Source organism: Pseudomonas sp. AU12215, from assembly GCF_001675465.2.
Lineage (GTDB): Bacteria > Pseudomonadota > Gammaproteobacteria > Pseudomonadales > Pseudomonadaceae > Pseudomonas > Pseudomonas nitroreducens.
The window spans coordinates 140,802-155,903 of sequence record NZ_MACM02000008.1 but is presented as its reverse complement, the minus strand read 5'-3'; the positions used below and the strand labels follow the sequence as shown (position 1 = coordinate 155,903).

The window sequence follows — 15,102 nt, the reverse complement described above, 5'->3', positions numbered from 1 at the left end:
CTGCAGGAAACTTGGAAGGACGGCGACACCAATGACCGAGAGCACGACGCGAATCCTGCTCAACTGCGACATGGGCGAAAGCTTCGGCGCCTGGCGCATGGGCGACGACACCCACGCCATGCCGCTGATCGACCAGGCCAACCTCGCTTGTGGCTACCACGCGGGCGACCCACTGACCATGCAGCGCACCGTGCGCCTGGCGGTGGAGCAGGGCGTCAGCATCGGTGCCCACCCGGCCTACCCGGACCTCGCCGGCTTCGGTCGCCGGCACATGAACTGCTCGCCCGAGGAAGTCCACGCCCTGGTGCTCTACCAGATCGGCGCGCTGGATGCCTTCTGCCGCGCCGCCGGCACCCAGGTGGCCTACGTGAAGCCCCACGGTGCGCTGTACAACGACCTGGTGCGCGACGACGCGCTGCTCTGCGCCGTGCTCGACGCCTGTGCCGCCTATCGCAAGCGCCTGCCGCTGATGGTGCTGGCCCTGGCCGACAACAGTCGCGAGCTGCAACTGGCCGACGTGGCAGATGTGCCGCTGATGTTCGAAGCCTTCGCCGACCGCGCCTACCTGCCCGACGGCCAGCTGGCGCCGCGGCGCCTGGCCAATGCCGTGCATCACGAGCCGCAACGCATTCTCGACCAGGCCCTGGCCATCGCCCGCGGCGAACCTTTCCCGGATATCGACGGCAACCCGCTGCGGCTACGCGCCGACAGCCTCTGCGTGCACGGTGACAACCCCGAATCCCTGGCGGTGCTGCGGCGCCTGCGTGGCCTGCTGGACCAGGCATGATCCGTCTCGAGCCTTTCGGCGCCACGGCGCTGCTGATCACCCTGGCCGAACAGCCCGACGACACCTTGCCGCTGCGCATCGCTCGGCTGTCCGAACGCCTGCGCACCGAACTGGGCCCGGCGCTGACCGATTGCGTGGCGGGCTGGACGACCCTGCTCCTTCACTACGACCTGCTGCGCGTGGACTTGCCGCAGTTGCAGCGCCAGGTGCAGGCCGCGCTGGCGCAGTGGCCAGGCGAGGCCGCGACCGGTGAAGTGGAGCGGCTGCATGAAATTGCCGTGTGGTACGCCGGTGAAGACCTCGCCGAGGTTGCCCTTCACTGCGGGCTCACGCCGACCCAGGTGATCGACCTGCACGCTGGTCGCGACTACCGCGTCGGCGCCATCGGCTTTGCCCCCGGCTTCGCCTACCTGGGCGAGTTGGACGAGCGCCTCGTCCTGCCGCGCCGGGCCACGCCGCGCACACGGGTTCCCGCCGGCAGCCTCGCCATTGCCGAGCGCCAGACAGCGGTTTATCCACAGGCCTCACCCGGTGGCTGGCACCTGCTGGGACGCACCGCGCAGCGCCTGTTCGATCCCTGCGCGACGCCTCCCTGCCCGCTGGCCGTGGGGGAGCGGGTGCGCTTCGTGCCCATCGACGAAGCTGCTTTTCGCGCTGCGGGCGGTGACGCATGAGCCTCACGGTCATCGCCTGCGGCCCGCTGTGCCTGCTGCAGGATGGTGGTCGCCAGGGTTGGCAGCACCTCGGCATCTCTCCCGGCGGCCCTGTGGATAAACACGCCGCGGCCTGGGCCAATCGCCTGCTCGGCAACCCCTACGGCACAGCATTCTTGGAGATCGCACTGGGCGGCGTGGAGCTGGAGGCGCAGGACGATACCTGGCTGGCGCTGACCGGCGCCGAGCTGCCTGCCCGGCTCGATGGCGAACCGCTTCCCGCTTGGTCGCGTTTTCATGTTCGGGCCGGGCAGCGCCTCAAGCTCGGTTTCGCCCGTGCCGGACAGCGCGCCTATCTCTCTGCTGCCGGTGGTTTCCGTGCGGCACCGGTACTGGGTAGCGTTTCGACCCAGACGCGGGAAAGGCTCGGAGGTCTTGCCGGCAATGGCGAGACCCTGGCCGTGGGGGATGTGCTGGAATGCACCGCTGCGGGCGAGCATTTCTCCCGTGGCGCCGACGTGCCCTGGCCCTATCGGCCGGACTACCGCGAATGCCCGGTCCTGCGCGTTTTGCCTGGCCCGGATGCCTTCACCACCGAACAGCGCCGGGCTTTCTTCACTCAGCCCTGGCAGATCAGCCCGCAATCCGACCGCATGGGCGTGCGCCTGCGCGGCGAAGCCCTGGGCGCGCCCCGCCGGCAGTGGTCGTTGGGAATAGTGGAGGGCGCCATCCAGGTGCCGCCGGACGGCCAGCCGATCATCCTGCTGGCCGACCGGCAGACCATGGGTGGCTACCCGCTGCTGGGCGTGCTGCACCCGCTGGACATCGGCCGCCTGGCGCAATGCCCGGCGCACAGCGAGGTGCGCTTTGTCGAGGCGAGCGTGGAACAGGCGCAGGCGGACCTGCGCGCGTTCCTGAGGTTTTTCGCTACTTAGGCAAGTGCCGTAACGGCAGGGGCGCCGACTCTTTCACCGTCTGGATGGCGAAGTTGCTACGGATGTCGCTGACGCCCGGCAGCTTGAGCAGGGTGCCGGTGAGGAATTGCTCGTAGGCGCGCAGGTCCGGCAGCACCACCTGCAGGAGGAAGTCCGACTCGCCGCTGACCAGATGCACCGAGATGACCTCCGGCAAGTCGATCACCGCCTGGCGAAAGGCGGCAGCGCTGGTATCGCTGTGGCGCTCGACCTTCACGCCGACAAACACCGTCAAGCCCAGGCCGACTTCGTCGCGGCCCAGTTCGGCGTGGTAACCGCGGATCATCCCGGCCTCTTCGAGGATGCGCACGCGCCTCAGGCAGGGCGAAGGGGAGAGCCCGATTTCCTCGGCAAGCTGCACGTTGGTCAGGCGGCCGTCGCGCTGCAGGGCGGCGAGGATGCGGTGGTCGTAGGTGTCCAGTTTTGGGCTTGGCATGATTGGCTGATCAAGTGGCTTCAGATTGGCAGAGTATGCCAATTGTCAGCTTTGTGCTGGTGGAATACGCAAGCACCTGCTCCAAGCTTCAGGCATAGAATCCTTATCCACAATGTCTTCTTCGGAGTGGCTCCTGTGGATATCGGCGTCTTCCTGCTGGCCCTGGCGATGGTCTACCTGCTGCCCGGGCCGGACATGATTCTCCTGCTGCACACCGGTGCCCGCGAGGGCTGCCGCGCGGCATTGGCGACCGCGCTCGGCCTGGGCCTGGCGCGTGCCTGCCATGTGGCGCTGGCGGCGACCGGGCTGGCACTGCTGTTCCGTTCGGCGCCGTGGACGTTCGATGCGGTGCGCATCGGCGGTGGCCTTTATCTGGCGTGGATTGGCTTGCAGTTGCTCCGAGCGCCGGTTGGCGTGCCGCTGGCGGAGGGGAGCGCCGGGTTATCCACAGTGAGCTACCGGCGGGCGTTTCGGCGTGGCCTGCTGACCAATCTGCTCAACCCCAAGGCGCTGTTGTTCTGTTCGGTGCTGTTGCCGCAGTTCATTCATCCGCAGAACGGGCCGCTGGCACTGCAATTCGCGCTGCTGGGCGGTGTGCTGGTGGTGGTCGGGCTGGGCTTTGACAGCTTCTACGCCGTCAGCGGCGAGCGCATGGGCCGTTGGCTGGCGCGGCACAGGGCGATGCAGCGGGTGCAGCAGTGGGGCTTCGGCGGCATTCTGCTGGGCTTCGGCGTGCGCCTGGCGCTGATCCGTGATCTGTAGGGACAGTTTCGGTGCGGTGGTGAGCAAGTTGCAGAACAGCGCAAACGGCTCTTCGTGGGAGCGGGCGTGCTCGCGAACTGACTCCGCCGCTCGGCCTGTTCGCGAGCAAGCTCGTTCCTACAGGTCTTCTGGGAGGATTTTCCACAGCCGTGCCACGGACGGCTTCTGCGGATTGCGCGCGACCACCAGCAGGCCGAGTTCCTTGCCGCGCAACTCGCGCAGCAGCTGCGCGCCCTTGCGCTGTTGCAGGCTCTCGGCGAGATGCCCGAGGGCGATCGCCGCCGCGGCTGGGTGCGTGGCGACCGGCACGTAGCTGCCGTCGTCCATATCCAGCACCACATGCCTCTCGCCGGGTTCCGGAGTGGGGATATGCAGGCTGGCCTTGAGCAGTTGTGCCATGGCTTCGTCGCGTTGGGCAGCCGTCAGCTGTCCCGGTGGCAGTGCCCGTTCCAGGGGAAAGAACTCGTCCCGGGGCTCGACTGTCGGTTTGACCTCGGCAGACGGCTGGGCAGGAGCCGTGGCACGAACCGACGCGGGCGGCGGCTTTGGCGCTAGCGAGGGCGGTGCGTTGAAGTCCAGTTCATCCTGGTCGAGCCCACTCCAGTCGATATCGTCGAGATCGACGTCCCCCGGCGCCTTTTTCTTCGTCGTCGACGATTTCTTCCGTGATTTCACTGCCGCGCGCACGTCCATCCGCTGTTGCCGCTTCCACTTGTGCAACTGCACATTGGCGACGATGGCGGTGACGAGGATCAGCAGGAGGAAGAACAGCAGCATGTGGAGTGTGGCCCTGTGGATTACGGCCACTGCGGTGCGGGACAGTGGCGGGACGCCACCCTAGCGGGACGTTCTGGATCAGGCCGTAGGTCTGTTCCCGCTGCGCTGTAGGACGCAGCTGTATCCGAAAGAGGGCCGGCCTATGACCGGCCCGTTTCGCATCAGTTCAGGAACTGCTCGGCGTGATGACAGGCGACTTGTCGCTCATCCAGCAGTCGCAGCTCCGGTACCTCGGTCCTGCAGCGCTCGGTCGCGTAGGGGCAGCGCTTGTGGAAGGCGCAGCCGCTGGGCGGGTTGAGAGGGTTGGGGAGCTCGCCCTGGATCTTGATCTTCGGCTTGCTCGGGTCGGGGTGGATCGCCGGGGTGGCCGAGAGCAGCGCCTGGGTGTAGGGATGCAGCGGGCGCTCGTAGAGCTTGTCCGCCGGGCCCATTTCCGCCGGGCGGCCGAGGTACATCACCAGCACATCGTCAGCGACGTGGCGGACCACGGCGAGGTTGTGGGAGATGAACACGTAGGCGGTGCCGAACTCCTGCTGCAGGTCCATGAACAGGTTGAGCACCTGGGCCTGGATCGACACATCCAGCGCCGAGGTCGGTTCGTCCGCCACCAGCACCTTGGGCCGCAGCATCATCGCGCGGGCCAGGGCGATGCGCTGGCGCTGGCCGCCGGAGAACATGTGCGGGTAGCGCTGGTAGTGCTCGGGGCGCAGGCCGACCTGCTTCATCATCGCCTGCACGCGCTCGCGGCGCTCGGCGCGCGACAGATTGGTGTTGATCACCAGCGGCTCGGCCAACTGGTCACCGATCTTCTGTCGTGGGTTGAGCGAGGCGTAGGGGTTCTGGAAGACCATCTGTACGTCGCGGCGCAACTGTTTGCGCTGCTCGTGGTTGGCGCCTTTCACTTCCTGGCCGGCGATCTGCAGCGAGCCGGAGGTGGGTTCTTCGATCAGGGTCAGCGCGCGGGCGAGCGTGGACTTGCCGCAGCCGGATTCGCCGACCACGGCCAGGGTCTTGCCGGCCAGCAGGTCGAAGGACACGCCGTTGAGCGCGCGGACCAGGGCGTGGGGCTTGAACAGGCCCTGGGAGATTTCGTAGTGACGGGTCAGGTCGCGGGCGGTCAGAACGGCGTTCATCGGGCCACCTCGGTGTTCAGGTTGAGCGGGTAGAAGCAGCGCACGGCGCCGCGCTCATGGGCTTCCAGCGCCGGGCGTACGCTGCGGCAGTTGTCCTGCACGTAGGGACAGCGTGGCGACAGCAGGCAGCCCTGAGGGCGATCGTATTTGCCGGGAACGATGCCGGGCAGGGTAGCCAGGCGCTCTTCACCGGCACTGTGTTCCGGGATCGCCTTGAGCAGCGCTTCGGTATAGGGATGGGTCGGCAGGTCGAACAATGCCGGCACCTGGCCGATCTCCACCGCCTGGCCCGCGTACATCACGCAGACGCGCTGGGCGGTCTCGGCGACCACGGCGAGGTCGTGGGTGATCAGGATCAGCGCCATGCCCTGGTCGCGCTGCAGGTTCAGCAGCAGCTCCATGATCTGCGCCTGGATGGTCACGTCCAGCGCGGTGGTCGGCTCGTCGGCGATCAGCAGCTTGGGCTCGCCGGCAATCGCCATGGCGATCGCGACGCGCTGGCTCATGCCGCCGGACAACTGGTGCGGGTAGGCGTCCAGGCGTTGGGCGGCGCCGGGGATTTCCACCCGTTCGAGCAGCTCCAGGGCGCGCTGGCGAAGGGCCTTGCCGCGCAGGCCGAGGTGCAGTTTGAGCACTTCCTCGATCTGGTAGCCGACGGTGAAGCTGGGGTTGAGGGCTGTCATCGGGTCCTGGAAGACCATGGCGATGTCCTTGCCGACGATGCGCCGACGCTCGCGGCCTTTCAGACGCAGCATGTCGATGCCGTCGAATTGCATGGTGTCGGCGGTGATGATGCCGGGGGTGTCGATCAGGCCCATCAGGGCCATCATGGTCACCGACTTGCCGGAGCCGGATTCGCCGACGATGGCCAGGACTTCACCCTTGTCCACCGAGAGGTTGAGGCCATCCACTACCGGGATGGCATTGCGGTCGCCGAAGCGCACCGAGAGATTGCGCAGGTCGAGGAGGCTCATACGGCGGTCTCCGTCAGGCTTTTGTTCTTCTTGTGGGAACGAGAGGGACGCTTCAGTCCTACGAAGAGCACGGGGGTATCCATCTGCATGCTCCTCACGCCGCATTCTTCAGCTTCGGGTCCAGCGCATCGCGCAGGCCGTCGCCCATCAGGTTGATCGCCAGCACGCTGAGCAGGATGGTCAGGCCGGGCAGCGAGACGACCCACCAGGCGCGCTCGATATAGTCGCGCGCGGAGGCCAGCATGGTGCCCCACTCGGGCGTCGGCGGTTGCACGCCCAGGCCGAGGAAGCCCAATGCGGCGGCGTCGAGGATCGCCGAGGAGAAGCTCAGGGTGGCCTGCACGATCAGCGGCGCCATACAGTTGGGCAGCACGGTGACGAACATCAGGCGCAGGGTGCCGGCACCCGCCAGGCGCGAGGCGGTGACGTAGTCGCGGTTCAGTTCGCCCATGACCGCGGCGCGGGTCAGGCGCACGTAGGCCGGCAGCGAGACGATGGCGATGGCGATCACGGTGTTGATCAGCCCTGGGCCGAGGATGGCGACGATGGCCACCGCCAGCAGCAGCGAAGGCAGGGCCAGCATGATGTCCATCAGACGCATGATCACCGGGCCCAGGCGGGTCGGCGAGAAGCCGGCGAGCAGGCCGAGGAAGATTCCGGGGATCATCGAGATCAGCACCGAGGTCAGGCCGATCATCAGCGACAGCCGCGCACCGTGCATCAGGCGCGAGAGCAGGTCGCGGCCCAACTCGTCGGTGCCCAGCAGGAACTGCGTGTTGCCGCCTTCGAGCCAGAGCGGCGGGGTGAGCAGGAAGTCGCGGAACTGCTCGCTCGGATCGTGGGGCGCGACCCAGGGCGCGAACAGCGCGCAGAACACGATGACCAGCATGAACAGCAGGCCGCCGACCGCGCCCTTGTTGCGCGAGAAGGCATGCCAGAACTCTTTCAGCGGGGAGGGATAGACCAGGCTCGGGTCGCTGGCGGGAGTAAGAGAATCTGTATTCATTGCAAGCTCCGTAGAAGCTGCTCAGGGCCTCGCGAGCTAGAGCGAGACGAGGAAGAGTCCGCCGAGAAAGCGCAGTTTGCATGGAGCAAATGAGCATTTATCGGTGGAGTCTGACGCTGTATCGCCGACGCGCAGCAGGCCATGGGCGGTTTCTCAGCGTTGGTGGCGGATGCGTGGGTTGGCGAGGCCGTAGAGGATGTCCACGATGAAGTTCACCAGGATCACCAGGGTCGCCACCAGCAGGATGCCGTTCTGCACCACCGGGTAGTCGCGGCGGCCGATGGCGTCGATCAGCCATTTGCCGATGCCGGGCCAGGAGAAGATGGTTTCGGTCAGGACCGCGCCGGCCAGCAGAGTGCCGACCTGCAGGCCGAACACGGTGAGCACCGGGATCATGGCGTTGCGCAGGGCGTGCACGAACACCACGCGCGCTGGCGACAGACCCTTGGCGCGAGCCGTGCGCACATAGTCCTCGCGCAGCACTTCGAGCATCGAGGAGCGGGTCATCCGGGCGATCACCGCCAGCGGGATGGTGCCCAGCACGATGGCCGGCAGGATCAGGTGGCGCACGGCATCGATAAAGGCGCCGTCTTCATCCGAGAGCAGGGTGTCGATGAGCATGAAGCCGGTTTTCGGCTCGATGTCGTAGAGCAGGTCGAGGCGCCCGGACACCGGCGTCCAGCCCAGGCTCACGGAGAACAGCATGATGAGGATCAGGCCCCACCAGAAGATCGGCATGGAGTAGCCGGCCAGGGAGATGGTCATCACCCCGTGGTCGAACAGCGAGCCGCGCTTGAGCGCCGCGATCACCCCGGCGAGCAGGCCGAAGACGCCGGCGAACAGCAGGGCCGCCAGCGACAGTTCGAGGGTGGCGGGGAACAGGGTGAGGAATTCGTGCCAGACGCTGTCGCGGGTGGTCAGCGATTCGCCGAGGTTGCCCTGGGCGAGGTTCCCGATGTAGTCGAGGTACTGCTGGTAAAGCGGCTTGTCGAGGCCCAGGCGGTGCATGGCCTCGGCGTGCATCTGCGGGTCGACGCGGCGTTCACCCATCATCACTTCCACGGGGTCGCCCGGAATCAGGCGGATCAGCGCAAAGGTGAGCAGGGTGACGCCGAAGAAGGTCGGTATCAGTAGCCCGAAGCGCCGGGCAATGAAGGACAGCATTGTGGGGAGTTCTCCACATGGGATGGTCACGGTTGGGCCGCGTCATGGGCGGTCCGTTCTTGTCGACATCGACCCTTTTGAGGTCTGGTCCTTGTCGTTATGGTCCCGGCGAGCCCTGTAGCTGCACACGGGAAAAATTGTTCGAACCCAGCGGGCTCAGGGTAAAGCCTGTTACGCCAGGCCGCACCACGGCGAACTGCTTCGGGTAGGCCAGGGCGATCCACGGCGCCTCGCGCTGGTAGACCGCCAGCGCCTGGCGGTAGAGGTCCGCGCGGGTTTCCTGGTCGGTAATGGCGCGGGCCTTGCGCAGTAGTTCGTCGAACTCCGCGTTGCACCAGCCGGCCTGGTTCTCGCCGCTTTTCGCCGCCGCACAGGACAGGTTCGGCGTGAGGAAGTTGTCCGGGTCGCCATTGTCGCCGGCCCAGCCCATGAAGATCAGGTCGTGCTCGCCCTGCTTGGCACGCTTGATCAGCTCTCCCCATTCGAAGACGCGGATGTCCGCCTGGATGCCGATCCTGCCCAGGTCGTCCTGCAGCATCTGCGCGCCGATGCCGGGGTTGGGGTTGGTCGGGCCGCCGCCGGGGCGGGTCCAGATCGACAGTTTCAGGCCGGGCTTGATACCGGCTTCTTCCAGCAGTTGCCTGGCGCGCGCCGGGTCGTGGGGCCAGACCTTGAGCTGCGGATCGGAACCCCACAGTGTCGGCGGATAGGGCGCCACAGCCAGCGTTGCGGCGCCTTCGCCGAACTGTGCGCGCAGGTAGGCATCGCGGTCGAAGGCGAGATTGATCGCCTGGCGCACGCGCACATCGTCCAGCGGTTTGTGCCGGGTATTGATGCCGACGTAGGCGACCAGCAGGGAGTCCAGTTCCTCGACCTTGAGTTTCGGGTCCTGGCGCAGCGCGGGCACGTCGGTGGGCTTGGGGTAGACGGCTATCTGGCAGTCGCCGGCCTTGACCTTCTGGATGCGTACGTTCGGGTCGGGAGTGATCGCCAGCAGCAGGCGGTCGATCTTCGGCTTGCCGCCCCAGTAATCAGGGTTGGCGGTGAAGCGCACCTGAGCGTCCTTCTGGTAGCGCTGGAAGATGAAGGGGCCGGTGCCGATGGGCAGGTTGTTCAACTGGTCGGCCTTCTCGGCAGCCAGCAGCAGGTCACCGTACTCGGCGGAATAAATGGAGGCGAAACCCATCGCGAGGTCGGCGAGGAAGGGCGCCTCGGGATGCCTGAGGGTAAAGCGCACGTGGTAGTCGTCGAGCTTTTCCACCGCGCCGATCAGGCCGGGCAGGCCCATTGCCTCGGCATAGGGAAAGCCGCGCGGGGCCAGCCTGTTCCATGGGTGCTTCGGGTCGAGCTGGCGCTGGAAGCTCCAGAGCACATCGTCGGCGTTGAACCCGCGAGTCGGCGTGAAGTAGTCGGTGCTGTGGAATTTCACGCCCTGGCGCAGGGCGAAGGTGTACTGCAGTCCGTCGTCGCTTATCTCCCAGCTCTCTGCCAACGCAGGTACCACGCGGGTACTGCCGGGGGCGAACTGCACCAGGCGCTCGAAGACCGTCTCGGCGGAAGCATCGGCGGTGGTCGCGGCGGTGTACTGGGTGATGTCGAAGCCCTCGGGACTGGCCTCGGTGCAGACCACCAGGGGCTGGGCGAATGCCGAGGTGCAGCCGAGCAGGCTCGCCAGGATCATCCCGGAGAGCCGTTTGCGGAAATGGCTGGGCATGGGGCTGGCGGTCGGGGCTTTGGCCGCCGGCGGTTGCCGGCGGCCATTGGCCTTACTTGCCGACGCTGACGCCGTAGAACGAGTTCAGCGCGAACGGGCTGATCTTGAAATCCTGCACCGTCTTGCGCATCGGCTGGTACACGGTGGAGTGGGCGATCGGGGTGATCGGCACCTGCTCCTTGAGAATGTGCTGGGCCTGCTTGTACAGCTCGGTGCGCTTGGCCTGGTCCGGGGTGCGCTTGGCATCCTTGATCAGCTTGTCGTAGGCCGGGTCGCACCATTTGGAGAAGTTGTTGCCGTCCACGGCATCGCAGCCGTAGAGGGTGCCCAGCCAGTTGTCCGGGTCACCGTTGTCGCCGCTCCAGCCGATCAGCATGGCGTCGTGCTCGCCGCCCTTGGCGCGCTTGATGTACTCGCCCCACTCGTAGGTGACGATCTTCGCCTTGATGCCGACCTTGGCCCAGTCGGACTGCAGCATCTCGGCCATCAGCTTGGCGTTGGGGTTGTACGGGCGCTGCACCGGCATGGCCCACAGGGTGATCTCGGTGCCTTCGGCGACGCCGGCCTTCTTCAGCAGCTCCTTGGCCTTCTCCGGGTTGTAGCCGGCGTCCTTGATGCTGTCGTCGTAGGACCACTGGGTCGGCGGCATGCCGTTCACGGCGAGCTGGCCAGCGCCCTGGTAGACGGCGTCGATGATCGCCTTCTTGTTCACCGCCATGTCCAGCGCCTCGCGCACTTCGAGCTTGTCGAACGGCTTGTGCAGGACGTTGTAGGCGATGTAGCCGAGGTTGAAGCCCGGCTGAGACGGCATGTTCAGGTTCGGGTCCTTCTTTAGCGCCTCCAGGTCGGCCGGGCGCGGGAAGAGGGTGATCTGGCACTCGTTGGCCTTGAGCTTCTGCATACGCACCGAGGCGTCGGTGTTGATGGCGAAGATCAGGTTGTCGATCTTCACCTCACCCTTGTTCCAGTAGTCCGGGTTGGCCTTGAAGCGGATCATCGCGTCCTTCTGGTAGCGATTGAACACGAACGGGCCGGTGCCGATGGGCTTCTGGTTGATGTCGCTGGCCTTGCCCTGCTTGAGCAACTGGTCGGCGTATTCGGCGGACTGGATCGAGGCGAAGCTCATGGCGAGGTTCTGGATGAACGCCGCGTCAACTTCGTTGAGGGTGAACTTGACGGTCTTGTCGTCGACCTTCTCCACCTTGGCGATGTTCGCGTCCATGCCCATGTCGGTGAAGTAGGGGAATTCGGTCTGGTACGCCTTACGGAACGGATGGTTCTTGTCGAGCATGCGGTTGAAGGTGAACAGCACGTCGTCGGCGTTGAACTCGCGGGTCGGCTTGAAGTAGTCGGTGGTGTGGAACTTCACGCCGGAGCGCAGGTGGAAAGTGTAGGTCTTGCCGTCATCGGATACGTCCCACTTTTCCGCCAGGCCCGGGATGACCTGGGTGCCGCCGCGCTCGAACTGGGTGAGGCGGTTGAACACGGTTTCCGCCGAGGCATCGAAGTCGGTGCCGGTGGTGTACTGGCCGGGGTCGAAGCCCGCGGGGCTGCCTTCGGAGCAGTAGACCAGGTTGTTGGCGGCGTGGGCGATCGGGGCGCTGGCGATCAACCCAGCGGCAATCATGGCGCGGATGACGGCGTTCTTACGCATTGGGACCTCTGTTTATTCTGGTTGTCATCGAGGGGCAGCCTCGTGAGCTGCGTTGCGTGAAGCTATGCACGGCACATGCCGGGTGCAAGCGTCTAACCGGGATGAGTGTAGAAGTTGTGACGCGGGTGCAAGGGAATGTCGCAATTTCGACAATGGGAACCGTGCGGTCGAGCGGCGGCGCCCCGGTCCCCCAAGGCGCCGCGCTGGAAAAGGCCGTAGGTGTTACGGCATCTGCACCTCGATCGTGCCGTCGGCGCTGACGGTGACCTGGCTGGTGCCGGCTTCGATTTCCTGCGCCGGTGCCGAATCCATGGAGGCGAACTTGGCGGCGGCCATGCGCATCACCGGCATCGGCCGTGGCGCGCCGGAGGTGTTCAGGTTCAGGCTGACCAGCTTGTAGCCCTTGCCGCCGAGCGCGTCGGTGAGTACCTGGGCGCGGGCCTTGAAGGCATCCACGGCGCCCTTCATCATCGCGTCCTCGTTCTTCGCGCGAGTGGCGTCGGCGATGCTGAAGTCCATGCTGCCCATCTTCAACTTGCCCAGCAGGTCGGCGGTGAGTTGCGAGAGGGCGGCGAAGTCGGTGCTCTCCAGACGGATTTCCGCGCGCTCGCGCCAGGCCGTGATCTTCTGGCCCTTGTCGTCATACACCGGGTAGCTGTTGCGGCTGCCCAGGCTGACGGTCACGCCTTTCACCTTGCGTGCCTGCTCCACGGCTGCATTCAGCGCGGTGGTGGTCTCGCTGGCCAGCTTGGCCGGATCGCTGGCCTGGCCTTCGCTGAACAGGGTCACGTGCATCAGGTCGTGGGCAACTTCCTGGCTGACCTCGGCGCGCAGCGAAACCTGGTTGTAGCGAGGTTCGTCTGCCAGGGCTCCCAGGCTGGTGGCGCACAGGGCGATGGCGGCGGCGATGGCGGTGAAGGGTTTCTTCAGTACAGACATGGATGACTCCTTGCTCCAGAAAATGTCCCGGCCACAGCTTAGTAGAGCCAGTGGCGAGGACTGTCAGACCCTTTGACGAGGATTCGTTCCGATCCGGGTTATTGACGGATGTCACCAATTGTTTCGGTGCGAGGCGGCCGACGCGGGCCGCGCTGGAGTATGCTGTGGCGCTATGCCGCATAAAGGAGAGGGGGCTCTTGGCTATACTCGCGCAAATTCCGGAATTCACCATGCGCCCACCGGTTTTCCAGCTTTCCGCCAGTCGTCAGAACCTTCTGCATCTGACGCTCATCCGTATTCTCGTGCTTGCCGCCCAGGCCGGTTCGGTCGGGCTCGCCTACAAGGCCCAACTGATTCAACTGCCCTGGCTTGCGCTGGGCGTGACCCTCGGTGTCTCCCTTGTGCTCTGCCTGGGCACGGCGTTGCGCCTGCGCGGCCCGTGGCCGGTCACGGAGCTGGAGTACGCCGTCCAGCTCGCCTGCGACCTGGTCATCCACAGTGTGCTGCTGTACTACTCGGGTGGTTCGAGCAACCCCTTCGTCTCTTATTACCTGGTGCCGCTGACCATCGCCGCCGCGACCCTGCCATGGCTCTACACCATCGCCCTGGCAGGCTTGGCGCTGGCCAGCTACACGGTGCTGCTGGTGTGGTTCCACCCGCTGGAGATGGCTGCGGGACAACGCGACAACCTCCTTATCTATGGCATGTGGCTGAGCTTCGCCCTGGCCGCCGCACTGATCACCTTCTTCGTCGCCCGCATGTCCGAGTCGCTGCGCCGCCAGGAGCAGTTGCAGGCGCAGCGTCGCGAGGAAGGCATGCGTGACCAGCAACTGCTGGCCGTGGCCACCCAGGCCGCCGGCGCCGCCCATGAACTGGGCACGCCGCTGGCGACCATGAGCGTACTGCTCAAGGAATTGCGCCAGACCAATGCGGACCAGCCGATGTTGCAGGAAGATCTCGCCCTGCTGCAGGAGCAGGTCAAGCTTTGCAAGACCACCCTGCAGCACCTGGTACGCGCCGCCGAAGCGGATCGTCGCCAGGCGGTGGAAGAGCAGGGCGCCAACGAGTGGGTCGAAGCGGTGCTGCGGCGCTGGCATTTGATGCGCCCGGAGGCGAGCTATCGCTACCAGACGCTCGGCAAGGGCAAGGCACCGCGGATGACTCCGCCGACCGACCTGAGCCAGGCGCTGCTGAACCTGCTCAATAATGCGACGGACGCCTGCCCGGACGACCTGGATATCCGCCTGGACTGGGATGCCGGGGAAATCTGCCTGAGCATCCGCGACCAGGGCCCGGGCGTGCCGCTGGCGATTGCCGAACAGCTCGGCAAGCCGTTCTTCACCACCAAGGGCAAGGGGTTCGGCCTGGGATTGTTCCTGAGCCAGGCCAGCGTGACCCGCGCAGGTGGAACGGTGAAGTTGTATAACCATGAAGATGGCGGCACTCTGACCGAGTTGCGTCTGCCCAGAAGCTATGGCGTGGCCTGATCGCCGCGCCCGCGAGGAAGTACCATGAGCGAAGAGATCCTGTTCGAAGGCGAAGAGCAGCCCCACCTGCTGCTGGTGGACGACGATGCCACCTTTACCCGCGTCATGGCCCGCGCCATGGCCCGTCGCGGGTTGCGGGTGTCGGTCGCCGGCTCCGCCGAGGAAGGCCTGGCCATGGCCAAGGACGATCTGCCCGACTACGCCGTGCTGGACCTGAAGATGGACGGCGACTCCGGCCTGGTGCTGCTGCCTAAGCTGCTTGAGCTCGACGCCGAGATGCGCGTAGTGATCCTCACTGGCTATTCCAGCATCGCCACCGCGGTGGAAGCCATCAAGCGCGGCGCCACCAACTACCTGTGCAAACCGGCCGACGCCGACGATGTGCTCACTGCACTGCTGTCGCAGCACGCCGACCTGGAGACCCTGGTGCCGGAAAACCCCATGTCGGTCGACCGCCTGCAGTGGGAACATATCCAGCGCGTGCTTGCCGAACATGACGGCAACATCTCCGCGACCGCCCGAGCGCTGGGTATGCACCGGCGCACATTGCAACGTAAGCTGCAGAAGCGCCCGGTGAGGCGTTAAGCGATCGATAACACAAAGGAGCGCCAATGAGCGCTCCTTTTTTGTATGTACAGCCGT

At 65.8% G+C, this 15,102-nt stretch carries 15 protein-coding genes; 6 read left to right on the top strand and 9 right to left on the bottom strand.

All coding sequences use genetic code 11. The features are described 5' to 3' along the window. The first annotated feature begins 31 nt into the window (after positions 1 to 31). The 3 genes from A9513_RS03180 to A9513_RS03170 are packed head-to-tail and all read left to right on the top strand — an operon-like array spanning position 32 to position 2,375. The gene (locus tag A9513_RS03180; protein ID WP_024765903.1) at positions 32 to 787 is read left to right on the top strand and encodes a 5-oxoprolinase subunit PxpA; all 756 of its coding nucleotides are present in this window, start codon (positions 32 to 34) and stop codon (positions 785 to 787) included. Next, positions 784 to 1,461 (top strand): 5-oxoprolinase subunit PxpB, encoded by a 678-nt coding sequence (gene pxpB, locus A9513_RS03175; protein ID WP_065083940.1) that lies wholly within the window; start codon positions 784 to 786, stop codon positions 1,459 to 1,461. The genes A9513_RS03180 and pxpB overlap by 4 nt, the downstream gene beginning before the upstream one ends. Next, positions 1,458 to 2,375, top strand: coding sequence for a biotin-dependent carboxyltransferase family protein (locus A9513_RS03170; RefSeq protein WP_065083939.1), 918 nt, complete (start codon positions 1,458 to 1,460; stop codon positions 2,373 to 2,375). Before pxpB ends, A9513_RS03170 begins: the two co-directional genes overlap by 4 nt. Here A9513_RS03170 and A9513_RS03165 read toward each other — a convergent pair. Beyond that, positions 2,368 to 2,850, bottom strand: a complete 483-nt coding sequence (locus A9513_RS03165) for an Lrp/AsnC family transcriptional regulator (RefSeq protein WP_065083938.1) — start codon at positions 2,848 to 2,850, stop codon at positions 2,368 to 2,370. The two genes, A9513_RS03170 and A9513_RS03165, sit on opposite strands and share 8 nt — an antisense overlap. Positions 2,851 to 2,985: 135 nt before the next feature. Here A9513_RS03165 and A9513_RS03160 point away from each other — a divergent pair, with 135 nt between their 5' ends. Continuing rightward, complete coding sequence (locus A9513_RS03160; protein WP_083195969.1) at positions 2,986 to 3,612, top strand: LysE family translocator; 627 nt, start codon at positions 2,986 to 2,988, stop codon at positions 3,610 to 3,612. A 117-nt stretch (positions 3,613 to 3,729) separates the two neighbouring features. Here the strand turns inward: A9513_RS03160 and A9513_RS03155 are convergent, their stop codons facing one another. The 8 genes from A9513_RS03155 to A9513_RS03120 form a co-directional block, all read right to left on the bottom strand. Then, the gene (locus A9513_RS03155) at positions 3,730 to 4,389 is read right to left on the bottom strand and encodes a hypothetical protein (RefSeq protein ID WP_065083937.1); all 660 of its coding nucleotides are present in this window, start codon (positions 4,387 to 4,389) and stop codon (positions 3,730 to 3,732) included. Between the two features lie 161 nt (positions 4,390 to 4,550). Continuing rightward, on the bottom strand, positions 4,551 to 5,522 hold the full coding sequence (locus A9513_RS03150; protein WP_065083936.1) for a peptide ABC transporter ATP-binding protein: 972 nt from the start codon (positions 5,520 to 5,522) through the stop codon (positions 4,551 to 4,553). Beyond that, entirely contained in the window at positions 5,519 to 6,496 is a 978-nt protein-coding gene (locus A9513_RS03145; protein ID WP_065083935.1) for an ABC transporter ATP-binding protein, read from the bottom strand. Before A9513_RS03145 ends, A9513_RS03150 begins: the two co-directional genes overlap by 4 nt. A gap of 94 nt (positions 6,497 to 6,590) precedes the next feature. Continuing rightward, the gene (locus A9513_RS03140; RefSeq protein WP_065083934.1) at positions 6,591 to 7,502 is read right to left on the bottom strand and encodes an ABC transporter permease subunit; all 912 of its coding nucleotides are present in this window, start codon (positions 7,500 to 7,502) and stop codon (positions 6,591 to 6,593) included. Positions 7,503 to 7,655: 153 nt separating this feature from the next. Next, positions 7,656 to 8,666, bottom strand: coding sequence for an ABC transporter permease subunit (locus A9513_RS03135; RefSeq protein WP_065083933.1), 1,011 nt, complete (start codon positions 8,664 to 8,666; stop codon positions 7,656 to 7,658). 97 nt (positions 8,667 to 8,763) lie between these two features. Beyond that, positions 8,764 to 10,347 (bottom strand): ABC transporter substrate-binding protein, encoded by a 1,584-nt coding sequence (locus A9513_RS03130; RefSeq protein ID WP_226046560.1) that lies wholly within the window; start codon positions 10,345 to 10,347, stop codon positions 8,764 to 8,766. Positions 10,348 to 10,432: 85 nt separating this feature from the next. Continuing rightward, positions 10,433 to 12,034, bottom strand: coding sequence for an ABC transporter substrate-binding protein (locus A9513_RS03125; protein ID WP_065083932.1), 1,602 nt, complete (start codon positions 12,032 to 12,034; stop codon positions 10,433 to 10,435). A 222-nt stretch (positions 12,035 to 12,256) separates the two neighbouring features. Then, entirely contained in the window at positions 12,257 to 12,973 is a 717-nt protein-coding gene (locus A9513_RS03120; RefSeq protein WP_024765914.1) for an SIMPL domain-containing protein, read from the bottom strand. 230 nt (positions 12,974 to 13,203) lie between these two features. On the opposite strand from A9513_RS03120, the gene A9513_RS03115 reads away from it, so the two are divergent. Beyond that, positions 13,204 to 14,460 carry an ATP-binding protein gene (locus A9513_RS03115; RefSeq protein WP_024765915.1) on the top strand — a complete coding sequence of 419 codons (1,257 nt, stop codon included), beginning with the start codon at positions 13,204 to 13,206 and terminating at the stop codon, positions 14,458 to 14,460. A 24-nt stretch (positions 14,461 to 14,484) separates the two neighbouring features. Continuing rightward, positions 14,485 to 15,045 carry a response regulator transcription factor gene (locus A9513_RS03110; RefSeq protein WP_037013643.1) on the top strand — a complete coding sequence of 187 codons (561 nt, stop codon included), beginning with the start codon at positions 14,485 to 14,487 and terminating at the stop codon, positions 15,043 to 15,045. The last annotated feature ends 57 nt before the right edge of the window (positions 15,046 to 15,102 follow it).

Coding starts and splice junctions, on each gene's coding strand:
- A9513_RS03180 (WP_024765903.1), top strand. CDS start 32: ATGACCGAGAGCACGACGCGAATCCTGCTCAACTGCGACATGGGCGAA.
- pxpB (WP_065083940.1), top strand. CDS start 784: ATGATCCGTCTCGAGCCTTTCGGCGCCACGGCGCTGCTGATCACCCTG.
- A9513_RS03170 (WP_065083939.1), top strand. CDS start 1,458: ATGAGCCTCACGGTCATCGCCTGCGGCCCGCTGTGCCTGCTGCAGGAT.
- A9513_RS03165 (WP_065083938.1), bottom strand. CDS start 2,850: ATGCCAAGCCCAAAACTGGACACCTACGACCACCGCATCCTCGCCGCC.
- A9513_RS03155 (WP_065083937.1), bottom strand. CDS start 4,389: ATGCTGCTGTTCTTCCTCCTGCTGATCCTCGTCACCGCCATCGTCGCC.
- A9513_RS03150 (WP_065083936.1), bottom strand. CDS start 5,522: ATGAACGCCGTTCTGACCGCCCGCGACCTGACCCGTCACTACGAAATC.
- A9513_RS03145 (WP_065083935.1), bottom strand. CDS start 6,496: ATGAGCCTCCTCGACCTGCGCAATCTCTCGGTGCGCTTCGGCGACCGC.
- A9513_RS03140 (WP_065083934.1), bottom strand. CDS start 7,502: ATGAATACAGATTCTCTTACTCCCGCCAGCGACCCGAGCCTGGTCTAT.
- A9513_RS03135 (WP_065083933.1), bottom strand. CDS start 8,666: ATGCTGTCCTTCATTGCCCGGCGCTTCGGGCTACTGATACCGACCTTC.
- A9513_RS03130 (WP_226046560.1), bottom strand. CDS start 10,347: ATGATCCTGGCGAGCCTGCTCGGCTGCACCTCGGCATTCGCCCAGCCC.
- A9513_RS03125 (WP_065083932.1), bottom strand. CDS start 12,034: ATGCGTAAGAACGCCGTCATCCGCGCCATGATTGCCGCTGGGTTGATC.
- A9513_RS03120 (WP_024765914.1), bottom strand. CDS start 12,973: ATGTCTGTACTGAAGAAACCCTTCACCGCCATCGCCGCCGCCATCGCC.
- A9513_RS03115 (WP_024765915.1), top strand. CDS start 13,204: ATGCGCCCACCGGTTTTCCAGCTTTCCGCCAGTCGTCAGAACCTTCTG.
- A9513_RS03110 (WP_037013643.1), top strand. CDS start 14,485: ATGAGCGAAGAGATCCTGTTCGAAGGCGAAGAGCAGCCCCACCTGCTG.